Source organism: Rhizobium sp. NXC14 (assembly GCF_002117485.1).
In the GTDB taxonomy this organism is placed as follows: domain Bacteria; phylum Pseudomonadota; class Alphaproteobacteria; order Rhizobiales; family Rhizobiaceae; genus Rhizobium.
On the sequence record NZ_CP021030.1, the window covers coordinates 4,241,378 to 4,253,466 of the forward strand.

The 12,089-nt window shown below is 60.9% G+C and carries 13 protein-coding genes and 1 pseudogene; 4 read left to right on the forward strand and 10 right to left on the reverse strand.

From position 1 onward, the window contains the following. Positions 1-60 precede the first annotated feature (60 nt). Complete coding sequence (locus tag NXC14_RS20715; protein ID WP_085779726.1) at positions 61-492, forward strand: hypothetical protein; 432 nt, start codon at positions 61-63, stop codon at positions 490-492. A 30-nt stretch (positions 493-522) separates the two neighbouring features. On the opposite strand, the gene NXC14_RS20720 is transcribed toward NXC14_RS20715, so the two are convergent. The 4 genes from NXC14_RS20720 to NXC14_RS20735 form a co-directional block, all read right to left on the reverse strand. Further along, positions 523-1,164: a LysE family translocator gene (locus NXC14_RS20720; RefSeq protein ID WP_085779727.1), complete on the reverse strand. Its 642-nt coding sequence runs from the start codon at positions 1,162-1,164 to the stop codon at positions 523-525. A 257-nt stretch (positions 1,165-1,421) separates the two neighbouring features. Then, positions 1,422-1,880: a cupin domain-containing protein gene (locus tag NXC14_RS20725; RefSeq protein WP_085780225.1), complete on the reverse strand. Its 459-nt coding sequence runs from the start codon at positions 1,878-1,880 to the stop codon at positions 1,422-1,424. A 42-nt stretch (positions 1,881-1,922) separates the two neighbouring features. Continuing rightward, positions 1,923-2,396 (reverse strand): TetR/AcrR family transcriptional regulator, encoded by a 474-nt coding sequence (locus NXC14_RS20730; protein ID WP_245362112.1) that lies wholly within the window; start codon positions 2,394-2,396, stop codon positions 1,923-1,925. Between the two features lie 378 nt (positions 2,397-2,774). Beyond that, positions 2,775-3,998 (reverse strand): argininosuccinate synthase, encoded by a 1,224-nt coding sequence (locus tag NXC14_RS20735; RefSeq protein WP_085780226.1) that lies wholly within the window; start codon positions 3,996-3,998, stop codon positions 2,775-2,777. Positions 3,999-4,176: 178 nt separating this feature from the next. Here NXC14_RS20735 and NXC14_RS20740 point away from each other — a divergent pair, with 178 nt between their 5' ends. Then, on the forward strand, positions 4,177-5,028 hold the full coding sequence (locus tag NXC14_RS20740; RefSeq protein WP_085779729.1) for an SDR family NAD(P)-dependent oxidoreductase: 852 nt from the start codon (positions 4,177-4,179) through the stop codon (positions 5,026-5,028). 184 nt (positions 5,029-5,212) lie between these two features. Beyond that, positions 5,213-5,854, forward strand: coding sequence for a LysE family translocator (locus tag NXC14_RS20745; protein WP_085779730.1), 642 nt, complete (start codon positions 5,213-5,215; stop codon positions 5,852-5,854). 60 nt (positions 5,855-5,914) lie between these two features. Here NXC14_RS20745 and NXC14_RS20750 read toward each other — a convergent pair whose 3' ends face one another. From NXC14_RS20750 to NXC14_RS20770, 5 genes are all read right to left on the reverse strand, one after another. After that, positions 5,915-6,709 (reverse strand): ABC transporter ATP-binding protein, encoded by a 795-nt coding sequence (locus tag NXC14_RS20750; protein ID WP_085779731.1) that lies wholly within the window; start codon positions 6,707-6,709, stop codon positions 5,915-5,917. Then, the gene (locus tag NXC14_RS20755) at positions 6,706-7,584 is read right to left on the reverse strand and encodes an ABC transporter permease (RefSeq protein ID WP_085779732.1); all 879 of its coding nucleotides are present in this window, start codon (positions 7,582-7,584) and stop codon (positions 6,706-6,708) included. Before NXC14_RS20755 ends, NXC14_RS20750 begins: the two co-directional genes overlap by 4 nt. Before the next feature lie 121 nt (positions 7,585-7,705). Further along, entirely contained in the window at positions 7,706-8,659 is a 954-nt protein-coding gene (locus NXC14_RS20760) for an ABC transporter substrate-binding protein (protein ID WP_085779733.1), read from the reverse strand. A 93-nt stretch (positions 8,660-8,752) separates the two neighbouring features. After that, positions 8,753-9,982: a 23S rRNA (adenine(2503)-C(2))-methyltransferase RlmN gene (rlmN, locus tag NXC14_RS20765; RefSeq protein WP_085779734.1), complete on the reverse strand. Its 1,230-nt coding sequence runs from the start codon at positions 9,980-9,982 to the stop codon at positions 8,753-8,755. A 246-nt stretch (positions 9,983-10,228) separates the two neighbouring features. After that, positions 10,229-10,750, reverse strand: coding sequence for an invasion associated locus B family protein (locus NXC14_RS20770; protein WP_085779735.1), 522 nt, complete (start codon positions 10,748-10,750; stop codon positions 10,229-10,231). A gap of 336 nt (positions 10,751-11,086) precedes the next feature. Here NXC14_RS20770 and NXC14_RS20780 point away from each other — a divergent pair. Continuing rightward, a pseudogene (locus NXC14_RS20780) lies at positions 11,087-11,627 on the forward strand (sigma-70 family RNA polymerase sigma factor). Between the two features lie 15 nt (positions 11,628-11,642). On the opposite strand, the gene NXC14_RS20785 reads toward NXC14_RS20780, so the two are convergent. Continuing rightward, positions 11,643-12,035 carry a YkvA family protein gene (locus NXC14_RS20785; protein WP_085780227.1) on the reverse strand — a complete coding sequence of 131 codons (393 nt, stop codon included), beginning with the start codon at positions 12,033-12,035 and terminating at the stop codon, positions 11,643-11,645. Between the last annotated feature and the right edge of the window lie 54 nt (positions 12,036-12,089).

A 12,089-nucleotide genomic window follows, 5' to 3' on the forward strand; every position in this document is an offset into this window, starting at 1 on the left:
GACGCGAATCACCCACAGGCGCTAGTTTCCCGATGATCTTCCTGCCAGGGGACATGCGCCATGGAAATTTTTTCCCTGCGGTCTTCTCAGAGTTTGCTATTTAAAAACAACCCTAATAACGCAAGAAATTCGAAGACTGCCGATATTCAAATCGAGACCAAGGCTCCGGCCCCGGTTTCGTTCCAGCTCGAAGATAATCTCGACGAGGGGCCGGATTTCACCGCCGTCAGCCCTGGCGAGCTGCGCAACTACGCCCGCCAAAGCTTCGATAGCGGCCTGATCGATCAGAACACTTACGCCGCGATCTCCGAACCATTGCCGATGCATGCGATCGATCCACTGGGCAATATCATCGATCTCTCCAGCGTCACCGACGGCACGAGTTTCAATTTCCTCGATTATTACAAGAATCAGCTGCAGGTCGCCATGTCGATCGGCGATCCTCATGAAGTCCAGACGCTAAAGTCGATCGTCACTTTCCTGAACGGCTGAGCGAATGCGCCTCGCATGAAATGAGGCGCTTCAAGCCTTGCGCCAGCCGATGAGGCCGGGCGTTGCATGCCATAGCGCCTGGGCGGCAAAGCCCATGAACAGTACGCCGGACGAGCGCACGATCAGCCGCTCATGCGCGCGATAGAAACGGCGCACCGCCCCCGCCCCGATGATGCCGATCAGAATGACGTCGGCTGTCACGAAACCCAGGAAGGACACAACGAGAAGCATCGGAAGCGCCTCGAAATCGAGCGCGCCGGCCGAGCCCGCGACCAGCGCCGTGAAGGTAGCAAGCGCCACTGGATAACCCTTGGGGTTGGTGACGCCGAAAATCAGGCCACGCCGGAACGGCCGCTCGACCATAACAAGCGCCTGCCCGTCCGGTTTCGGTTTGGCGTTGACTGCGCCCCAACCGATCCAGGCGAGGTAGAAACCGCAGGCGAGCCCGAGCAGATCGAAGACGAAGGTCCCGATCGTCTTCGCCCCGACGATCGCAATCAGCGCCAGCGACGACCAAATGAGATCCCCGACCAGATGCCCCATCATGAACAAGGCCCCGGCCTTGCGCCCCTGACCGGCGCCGATGCCGAGCAGTTGCAGGAAGGCGGGTCCCGGAATGAGCACATAGAACAGCGCCGCCAGAAAGGCGCCGAAGAGCAGGGAGTGCGTCATGGGGATGCTCCGGAGAATGATCGCAGCAGACTAAGCGATGGCAGGCATCCGTCAAGGGCAATAACATGGCCATAAAAAAGTCAGAGCAGTTCTGCGCTTCCGTGAAAAGCTGAACCGCTCTAATCGCAATCTGCCTGTCGACATCACCTTCAGATTGGCGTCGGCCGGGTTCGAGCCCGCCGCCGCGTGCGAGGCACTTCCACAACGGGTCGTTGTCGATTGGGAGGGCGACGGATGTGCCGTCGCCCGACCATCCATCAGGTGCCCAGGACTTCGATTCCGTGCCTGTGGCACGCCGCCAATACCGCGCCGATTTCCTCCGCCGAAGGGGGGCCATCTGGCGGGACTTCGCTCTGGCCGACGTAGCGAAAGAAGTGGCTCATCGAGTCTTCCACGACGGCGATCATCTGTGCGGGGAGGCTTCCGGTATTGGCATAATTGTGCGGCTGGAAGGAGCGTAGGGTGAGAACGTCGCCGGGCCGTGCGACCATTTGTGAGGGAGGTACGCTGTCGAACACCGTGAAGGTGATCTCGCCGCTCAGAACCCGGAATATCTCCACGGATTCGTGCTTATGCGGCGGCGTACCTGAACCGGGGGGCACGGTCACCTCCAGGATGGACAAACCCTTCTCCGGCACTTCGCCCATGAACTGCACCTTGTCGCGAATGACCCAAAGGGCGTCCGCGGTGTCGTGTGTCTTGAATGCTTGATCCATCATCGTCTCCATCGTTAAGCCGGCTCTCGCCAGCATGTGTGATCAGTTCTCGTCGGTCTCGGCAGCCTTCAACAGCGCCTGCATCGCCCAGGATGCGGCCTGTCCCGCGTCCTTCCCGGTCAATCCGCCGTAGTCCTTAAGCGTTTCCCAGGCGCTGGCGCTGTAGAGAAGGTGGAAGAGCGCCTCGACCTTGCGGGCGCTCTTGGAATTTACATCCAGATTGGCGTCTTCGAGGCACGTCCGGAACGCGATGCGCCGTGCCTTGACCGTCCGCATCCGCATGGCGTGACCCGTGGGCGTATGTAGGCTGGCGCGAATGATGCCTTCGTTCTTGTCGAACTGCGGAAAGGCGTCGAGGGGCGAGCGAAGAAGCTCCTCGAGGGTCGTTGGAAGGGCCGCCGCATTCATACTCTGGTTAATGTAGACCCAGAAGGCGTCGAACAGCGCTTCCTTCGTTGCAAAATGCCGAAACACCGTTCGCCTCTCGACCCCGGCAGACCGCGCAACATCGTCCATGGAAATGTCCGCGAACGCATTGCCGTTGAGAAGGTCTGAGGTGGCGCGCAGGATGCGCTCCCGTGTTTCCTGGGCCTGCGATTCCCGTAAGGGGGAACTGTACTTTCGAGTGGGAGCCTGTTGGGACATTATGTCTCTCATGATGTTTTAATGTAACTTACAGTGACACTATTTTACGACCATGTCAACTGGTGCTATTGACCGTTCGCGGAGGGTATCGGCAAGACCCGCACGCAGGCGACGGCGCGTGAACAGCGAATCGCAATCCGGTCAGCTTGAACGCCTCGACAGGTCGTGCCGCGCTTGCCGCGCATCCAACAAAAAAGCCCGCGCGGCAATGCCGGCGGGCTGATGTCCGTCCGAAGACGAATTTCGCGATTACGTCGCGAGATTGCGCTTGCCGAGCGTGCGCAGGCGCAGCGCGTTGAGCTTGATGAAGCCGGCTGCATCCTTCTGGTCGTAAGCGCCCTGGTCGTCCTCGAAAGTGACGAGCTTATCGGAATAGAGCGACTTTTCGCTCTCGCGGCCGATGACCATGACATTGCCCTTGTAGAGTTTCAGCGTCACTTCGCCTTCAACATGCTCCTGGCTCTTGTCGATCAGCGCCTGCAGCATCTCGCGCTCCGGCGAGAACCAGAAGCCGTAATAGATCAGCTCGGCGTAACGCGGCATGATCTCGTCCTTGAGATGGGCGGCGCCGCGGTCGAGCGTGATCGATTCGATGGCGCGGTGCGCCGAGAGCAGGATGGTGCCGCCGGGCGTTTCGTAGACGCCGCGGGACTTCATGCCGACGAAACGGTTCTCGACGAGATCGAGACGGCCGATGCCGTTGTCGCGGCCATAGGTGTTGAGAGTGGCCAGCAGCGTCGCCGGCGACATCTCGACACCATTGATCGAGACGGCATCGCCCTTGCGGAAGCCGACCTTGATTGTCGTCGCCTTGTCGGGAGCGGCCTCCGGAGAGATCGTGCGCATATGCACATATTCCGGCGCCTCCTGAGCAGGGTCTTCCAGAACCTTGCCCTCGGAAGAGGAATGCAGCAGGTTGGCGTCGACGGAGAAGGGAGCCTCGCCCTTCTTGTCCTTTGCAACCGGGATCTGATGCTTCTCTGCGAATTCGAGCAGGTCGGTGCGGCTCTTGAAGGACCAATCGCGCCACGGCGCAATGATCTTGATGTTAGGGTTCAGGGCATAGGCGGAGAGCTCGAAACGAACCTGGTCGTTGCCCTTGCCGGTCGCGCCGTGGGCGATCGCATCCGCGCCGGTCTTGCGGGCGATATCGATCAGATGCTTTGAGATCAGCGGACGGGCGATCGAGGTGCCGAGCAGGTAGACGCCCTCGTAGACAGCATTGGCGCGGAACATCGGAAAGACGAAGTCGCGCACGAATTCCTCGCGGACGTCCTCGATATAGATCTCCTTGATGCCGAGCATTTCGGCCTTCTTGCGCGCCGGCTCCAGCTCCTCGCCCTGGCCGAGATCGGCGGTGAAGGTGACGACTTCGGCGCCGAGTTCCGTCTGCAGCCACTTCAGGATGATCGAGGTGTCGAGGCCGCCGGAATAGGCGAGCACGACTTTCTTCACGTCTTTGTATGATGCCATGATGATGAGGTCCGTTGCATAAAGGCCGGCGAAAACCCGGTGTCGCGGCACTTTTAGCGAGATTGGCGCGTGACGCAAGGGCAAGTGCGATGGCTGAGGCGCCGATAGCGTTTGACAGTGCGCAAGCGGCACCCATATTCGGCTGCGTGCGAACAATGCTCGAGGAGGGGCTGTCCCCGTGACGAATATTCAAGATATTTTCAAGAAGTCCAATGTTGCCGTCATCACCGGCGGCGCTTCCGGCATCGGACTTGCGGCGGCGAAGTATTTCGCCGGATGCGGCATGAGCGTCGTCATCGCCGATCTCGGCGGTGATCGGCTGGCCAACGCCGCCGAGGAGCTAAAGGCCATTGCCGGCGAAGAGGATGTGATGGCAGTTGAGACCGACGTCGCCAGCCGCGACTCCCTGGAGGCGCTCGAACGCGCCGTGCTCCAGCGTTTCGGCCGTGTGCACGTGCTGATGAACAACGCCGGGATCGGCCCGGAAACTTCGATCTTCAGTGCACAGGCGAATTGGGACCATATCTTCGCCGTGAACCTGATGGGCGTCGTCAACGGGACGCGCGTCTTCGGGCCGAAGATGCTGTCCCACGGCGAACCCGGGCTGATCATCAATACCGGCTCCAAGCAGGGCATCACCACGCCGCCGGGCAACCCCGCCTACAACATCTCCAAGGCTGGCGTGAAAGTCTTTACCGAGGCGCTCGAACACGAACTGCGCAACACCGCGGGTTCAAAGATCTCGGCGCATCTGCTGATCCCCGGCTTCGTCTTCACCGGCCTCACCAAGGGCGACCGGGCGGAAAAGCCAGCCGGCGCCTGGACACCGGAACAGACGGTCGATTTCATGGTCGAAAGCCTGGAACGCGGCGATTTCTATATCCTCTGCCCCGACAACGACGTGACCCGCGCGGTCGATGAACGCCGCATGACCTGGGCCGCCGGCGATATCATCGAGAACCGCCCGCCGCTGTCGCGCTGGCACAAGGATTACGCCGACAAGTTCAAGGCCTTCCTCGAAGAGAAGTAATCGGTGCCACTGCATTTCACCCGGAAGCGTGCAGCGGTCCCGGGATAACGACATGCACAAAACAAACAGCGAATGCGCGCCGCATGAATCAAGTTTAGTGCGACGCGCATGAGAAGGTTTGATTGGTAATTTTCTGAAGGCTGGATAAGTAGTCACCTTGACTGTCCAGCTTTCCGAGCGTGCCATGGATTTCCTGCCGAACCTGCCGACCCTTCTCGCCTTTGCCGCCGCGACGCTGCTGCTGGCGGCGACCCCAGGTCCCGATATGACGCTGTCGATCAGCCGTTCACTCGCCCAGGGCAAGAAGGCGGCCCTTTTCGTCGTCGTCGGCACCAGCCTCGGCATCGTCGTCCACACCATGCTGGTCGCCTTCGGCATTTCGGCGCTGATCACCGCTTCGCCGACCGCTTTCCTGATCCTGAAGACCGGCGGCGCCGGCTATCTGCTCTGGCTCGCAGTGCAGGCGATCCGCTTCGGCTCGAAGCTGACGGTCGCCAAGGTCGAGACGCAGAAGGGCACCGCGCTTGCCAACGTCTCATCCGGCTTCTGGGTCAATCTCCTGAACCCCAAAGTCATCATCTTCTTCATGACCTTCCTGCCGCAATTCGTCAGCGCCGGCGATCCCGCCGTCACGCAGAAGCTGCTGTTTCTCGGCTTTTGTTTCATCCTGATCGGCATGCCCGTCAATGCCGCTGTCGTCTTTGCCGCCGACTGGCTGGCGTCCTGGCTGCAGAACAACAAGAAGGTTCTGCGCGGCATGGATTACACCTTCGCCGGCGTCTTCTCGATCTTCGCCGCCAAAATCCTGCTCACCCAGGCTCGATAGGTCGCGGTCGGCTTTGCCGATCCGCACGCTGACAGCTCAGCCGATCAGCACGCTGTTGGTTCAGCCAATCAGCAAAGCATCGTCATCGAGCGTCTGGCCGCGCATCTTGCGGAACATGGCGATCAGATCTTCGACCTGTAGGTCCTTCCTGCTGTCGCCCGCCACGTCGAGAACGATCTCGCCACCATGGAGCATGATCGTGCGGTGGCCGTAATCAAGCGCCTGGCGCATGGAGTGCGTGACCATCATCGTCGTCAGCTTGCGCTCGGCAACGATCTTCTGCGTGAGGTTCATCACGAACTCGGCCATGCCGGGATCGAGGGCCGCCGTATGTTCGTCGAGCAGCAGCACTTCGGAGCCGGCAAGTGTCGCCATGACGAGCGACACCGCCTGCCGCTGCCCGCCCGAGAGCAGATCCATGCGATCCTTCAGCCGGTTCTCCAGCCCGAGATTGAGCTCGGCGATCCGCTCCTTGAAATAGTCCCGACGTTTGCCGCCAAGCGCCGGCACAAGCCCGCGCTTTTCGCCGCGCCGGGCAGCCAGAGCAAGATTTTCTTCGATCGACAACGAGCCGCAGCTGCCCGTCAGCGGATCCTGGAAGACGCGTGCCACCAGGCCGGCGCGCGCCGCCGTCGATTTGCGCGTCACATCGCTCTTTCCGATCAGCACCTGTCCTTCGCTCGGGATGACATCGCCGGCGAGCACGCCGAGCAGCGTCGATTTGCCGGCACCGTTGGAGCCGATGACGGTGACGAAGGAGCCTTGCTCGATGGTCAGGCTGACGCCATTCAGCGCCTGCTTCTGCAGCGGCGTGCCGCGTCCGAAAACGACCTTGATGTCTTTGACGCTGATCACGACACGGCACCTCGGCGAAGACGGGGAAGAATGAGCGCGAAGGTCACGAGCACCGCCGTCACGAAATTGAGGTCGGAGGCCTGCAGGCCGATCACGTCGCTCGACAGCGCCAGCTGGATCGCGATGCGATAGAGGATCGAGCCGAGCACGCAGCCGACAAGCGCGATCAGCAGACCGCGGCGTCCGAGCAGCGTCTCGCCGATGATGACCGCCGCGAGCCCGACGACGATCGTGCCGACGCCCGAAGTGACGTCGGCAAAGCCGTTGGTCTGGGCAAACAAAGCGCCGCCGAACGCCACCAGCGCGTTCGAAATCGCCATGCCGAGATAGATTTGCCGGCTGGTGTCTACGCCCTGGGCGCGGGCCATGCGCGCATTGGCGCCGGTCGCGCGCATCGCAAGCCCGGCATCGCTTTCGAGGAAGCGCCAGACAAGGATCAGCGCGACGATCACCAGAACGCCGACAAAGAGCGGTCGCACGTAGAAATCGCGCAGGCCATGACCGAAGAAGGAGCTGATCATCGTATCGGCATTGATGAGAGCGACGTTGGGTCTTCCCATCACCCGCAGATTGACGGAAAAGAGGGCGATCATCGTCAGGATCGAGGCGAGCAGGTTAAGGATCTTGAAGCGCACGTTGAGCAGCGCCGTCACCATGCCGGCCGCCGCGCCCGCCGCCATCGCAATCAGCGCCGCGAGCCAGGCATTGGCGCCGGCAATAATCAGCACCGCGGTCACCGCCGCACCGAGCGGAAAGGAACCATCCACCGTCAGGTCCGGGAAGTCGAGGACGCGGAAGGCGAGATAGACGCCGAGGGCGACGAAGGAATAGACCAGGCCGAGCTCGACGGCCCCCCAGAATGCGATTTGGCTCAAGGCTTTCAGCCCCTTTTGTTTCCGTTCCGCCCGTCGCGAAACCGCAGCCTTTTAATACTTCAGCCGCCCCCACGCAAACGGGAGCGGCTGAATGTGAATGGGTCGATGCAGCGATGAGCGGTTATTCGATGACCTTGTTGGCGCGCGAAAGCACGCTCTCGGGCAGGGTGACGCCCATCTTCTGGGCCGCCGCCTTGTTGACGACCAGATCGCTGCCGGCGGCAGTCTTGACTGCGATATCGCCGGGGTTTTCGCCCTTCAGCACCCGCACGACGATTTCGCCCGTCTGCTTGCCGACATCGTAATAGTTGAAGCCGAGGGCGGCGATCGAGCCGCGCGATACTGAATCCGTGTCGGCGGTGAAGAGCGGCAGCTTGCTTTCTTCGGCAACCGCAACGGCGCCTTCGAGCGCGGAGATGATCGTGTTGTCCGTCGGAACGTAGATGGCGTCGGCGCGGCCGACGAGGGCGCGCGCCGCACCCTGAACCTCGGCAGACTTGGTGGCAGCCGATTCCACGACCGTCAGGCCGGCCTTTTCGGCCTCGGCCTTCAAGACGGCGAGCAGCGAAACCGAGTTCGCCTCACCTGAGTTGTAGAGGTAGCCGATGGTTTTGACCTTCGGCACGATTTCCTTGATCAGCGCCAGGTGCTCGGCGACCGGCGACATATCGGAAAGGCCGGTCACATTGCCGCCGGGCTTGTTCATGTTCTTGACGAGCTGGGCGCCGAGCGGATCGGAGACGGCGGTGAAGACGACCGGAATGTCACGCGTCGAGGAAACGACCGCCTGGGCCGAGGGCGTGGAGATCGGCACGATGACGTTGGGCTCGTCGCCGGCGAATTGGCGGGCGATCTGGGCAGCGGTGGCCGGATTGCCCTGCGCCGATTCGAACAAGAATTTCAGGTTCTCGCCTTCCTTGTAGCCGGCGGCCGTCAGCACGTCGAGAACGCCCTTGCGCGCGGCATCCAGCGCCGGGTGCTCGACGATCGCGGTGACGGCGACGGTCACGTTGTCGGCCTTTGCGGGCAGGGAAAGGGCCAAAGTGGCGGCAAGAGCGAGCAGAATCGGGCGCATGGGTGTCCTCCTGAATGATTTTGGCGGCACTATTAGGAAAGGCGCATGCTTAAATCAATGCAGGAGAATTGTAGCGAGGATCAAACTTGCTGATCAGTCGTCGGCGCCGTGATTGGCGATCATCATCGCCTCGAAGGCCAGGCGCTCGGTCTTGCGCATGCGTTCGGATTCCGACTTCAGCTGGCCGCAGGCGGCAAGAATGTCGCGGCCGCGCGGCGTGCGGATCGGCGAAGCGTAACCCGCCGAATTGATGAAATCGGCGAATTTCTCGATCTGCTCCCAATCCGAACACTGATAATTGGTACCGGGCCAGGGATTGAACGGAATGAGGTTGATCTTCGCCGGCACGCCCTTCAGGAGCTTGATCAAACCCTTCGCGTCTTCGAGGCTGTCGTTGACATCCTTCAGCATCACATATTCGAAGGTGATGCGCCGCGCATTGGAAAGGCCCGGATAGGCCTTGCAGGCGTCGATCAGCTCCTTCAGCGGATATTTCTTGTTGATCGGCACGAGGATGTCGCGCAGGTCATCGCGCACCGCATGCAGCGAGATCGCCAGCATGACGCCGATCTCCTCGCCGGTGCGGAAGATCTCCGGCACGACGCCGGAGGTGGAAAGCGTCACGCGGCGCTTGGACAGCGACAGGCCGTCGCCATCCGTGGCGATCAGCAGCGCCTGCTTGACGCTGTCGAAATTATAGAGCGGCTCGCCCATGCCCATCATCACGATATTGCTGACCTTGCGGCCCTCGGCAGGCACGATCGTGCCCTGCGGCGCTTCACGATCCGGAAAGTCGCCGAGCCGGTCGCGAGCGAGCAGCAACTGCGACAGAATTTCCTCCGCCGTCAGGTTGCGCACCAGGCGCTGTGTCCCGGTATGACAGAAGGAACAGGTCAGCGTGCAGCCGACCTGGCTTGAGATGCAGAGCGTGCCGCGGCCCTCTTCCGGAATGTAGACGGCCTCGATCTCGACCGGGCGTCCTGCGCCTCGCGCGGGAAAACGCAGCAGCCATTTGCGCGTGCCGTCGTTCGAGACCTGCTCCTCGACGATTTCCGGACGCGCGATGGTGAAATGCGTCTTCAGCATTTCACGCATATCCTTGGCGACATTGGTCATATGGTCGAAATCAGAGACGCCGCGCACATAGATCCAGTTCCAAAGCTGCGAGACGCGCATCTTGATCTGCTTTTCGGGTACTCCCTTTTCCCGGAGCGCTGCCGCCATTTCCTCGCGGGAGAGCCCGATCAACGACGGCTTCTCGGCGCCGGAAGGCGGGCGCGCGGCCTGAGGTTTGTTGACGACGATCGCATCCATGACGGACATAGGCTTCTGACCCCGAATTCAAACACGTAACCGTTCCGCAAGCCGCTGACTTCACGGTGTGATCCGGAAGACTTGCGGGCGCATGACGGCACATTGGCAGAAATTGATCGCAGACGGCGACTGATATCGCGAACTGTCCGCTGTTTACGCGGCCTTTAGCATCATTTTGGCTGCGCGTCACTATAGATGGAAATAACAAAGGCCGGCGCAAGGCCGGCCTTTTGAACTCTCTCAGCAAAAAGCCGCTTACTTGCAGCTTTCGATCTGCTTGAGCGCTGCCGAGATGCCCGAGAGCGAATAGCTGTAGGACGTGCCGGTGCCTTTGCGTGAAACCGCATTCACGGTCATCGAATGGCCGGTCTTCATCGCCGCGACGAGGGCCGGCTCCTGGGCAGCATTCTCGACCCAGCCGGCCTTGTCCTTGGTGAACATGACGAAGGTCTTGTTGTCGATGACGACGTTGATCTTCGAATTTTCCTTCACCGTATAGCCCATCATCGCCTGCGGCTCATAGGAGATGTTCTGGCCCGGACGCTGCGAAACGATGAAGAAATTGTCGCCGTGGTCGACGCTTGCCGGCTGCTTTGCCGTCGGGACCGACAGGACGTAGCACACGGTGCTGTTGCCCGACTTGTAGGAATAAGCCCCCCAGGCCTGGAACTGCTGAATGCGGGTCGGCGCGGCGGCGGTCGCGGCCTGCTGCGCTGCCGCCACTCCGGCCATTGTCATGGTGAGGGCGAGGGCGGATACGATACTTCTTACAAACATGGATTCCTGCCGGTTCTTGCGATTCAAGGCCCGAAGCGATCATAGCGGGCGCCGCATAATCACGATCTGCTTTATTTTGACTTAATTCAGGTTACCAAATGGTCAACAATAGCTGCGATTTGTATGTGCCTGTGTCATTTCAGCTCGACTACCACTTTTGCCCCTTGCCGAAATCGGCTGCGATGCCGGTGCGCCGATGGGCACGGCTGGCCGTTCGGCTGAACTTAAGACACAAAGATTCAGGCAAGAGTTTGACCTTTCAAAAATCCGCTGTACCTCATTAAGACTTTGGAAATCCGGGACGAAATTTTTGTCCTAGGGGGCCGGTGAGACGAGATGGGTGCCTCGGAAAGACAGCGTTTCGCTGCCCTCGCAAAGGCCGTGGCAGACGATCGCGACCAGCAGGCCTTTCCATCTTGTTCGACTATTTCGCCCCGCGCCTGAAGACGTGGTTGACGCGCCAGAAGATGACCTCAGGCGACGCCGGAGAGCTGGTCCAGGAGATCATGGTCGTGCTCTGGCACAAGACCTGTCCCTACGATGCCACGCGATCTTCTCCGTCGACCTGGCTTTTTCGCATCGCCCGCAACCGCCGCATCGATCTGCGGCGCCGCACCAGCACCCGCACTTTCGACGAAACCGACCCGACCCTGCTGCCATCGGCCGAGACCGGCGCCGATGAAATCATCGCCAATGGCGATCGCGACGCCAAGCTACGCGCCGCTGTCGAACAACTGCCCGAAGAACAGCGCGACATGATGCGTGCAGCTTTCTTCCTCGGCGAATCGCATTCGGGCTGCCGCTCGGCACGCTGAAAACACGTATCCGGCTTGCATTTGGAAAGCTTCGCAAGATGCTGGAGCGGGAACTCGGCTGAACCGAGCCGCGGTCTTCAAATCGTTTTCATCGTTTCGGCGGGCCTGTCGGCAAGGACCCTGTCCGCCGCGTCGTAATGGCTCGGCCGGATATGACCGCGCACCATGGCGAAGGCGGCGGAAAGCACGGCGATGTCGTCAGAAAAGCCGATGACGGCGAAAATATCCGGAATCATGTCGACCGGCATGACGAAATAGGCCAGCGCTGCCAGCAGCACGCCGCGCACCTTGGTCGGCGTCTGCGGATCGAGCGCACAGTAGAAACCAGCAACGACGTCGCGCGAAAACGGAATCTGCCGGACAGCCCGGCGGAAGGTCGGCCAGAACTTCTGCCGTACGGTTTCCTCCCGCCGGTTCTGGGTGTCCTCGTCGCCCGGCAGCAGGATTTCCCCGAATTTGACCTCGTCCATCCCTGACATCCTTTCGTCCATGCGAACATATGGTGATGGCGCTTGGGCTTTCAA

Bases quoted from the DNA above. Each gene is read 5' to 3' on its own strand.
- rlmN (WP_085779734.1), bottom strand. From the start codon at position 9,982: ATGTCCGTCATGGATGCGATCGTCGTCAACAAACCTCAGGCCGCGCGC.
- NXC14_RS20745 (WP_085779730.1), top strand. From the start codon at position 5,213: ATGGATTTCCTGCCGAACCTGCCGACCCTTCTCGCCTTTGCCGCCGCG.
- NXC14_RS20715 (WP_085779726.1), top strand. From the start codon at position 61: ATGGAAATTTTTTCCCTGCGGTCTTCTCAGAGTTTGCTATTTAAAAAC.
- NXC14_RS20770 (WP_085779735.1), bottom strand. From the start codon at position 10,750: ATGTTTGTAAGAAGTATCGTATCCGCCCTCGCCCTCACCATGACAATG.
- NXC14_RS20785 (WP_085780227.1), bottom strand. From the start codon at position 12,035: ATGGACGAGGTCAAATTCGGGGAAATCCTGCTGCCGGGCGACGAGGAC.
- NXC14_RS20730 (WP_245362112.1), bottom strand. From the start codon at position 2,396: ATGGACGATGTTGCGCGGTCTGCCGGGGTCGAGAGGCGAACGGTGTTT.
- NXC14_RS20735 (WP_085780226.1), bottom strand. From the start codon at position 3,998: ATGGCATCATACAAAGACGTGAAGAAAGTCGTGCTCGCCTATTCCGGC.
- NXC14_RS20720 (WP_085779727.1), bottom strand. From the start codon at position 1,164: ATGACGCACTCCCTGCTCTTCGGCGCCTTTCTGGCGGCGCTGTTCTAT.
- NXC14_RS20760 (WP_085779733.1), bottom strand. From the start codon at position 8,659: ATGCGCCCGATTCTGCTCGCTCTTGCCGCCACTTTGGCCCTTTCCCTG.
- NXC14_RS20725 (WP_085780225.1), bottom strand. From the start codon at position 1,880: ATGGATCAAGCATTCAAGACACACGACACCGCGGACGCCCTTTGGGTC.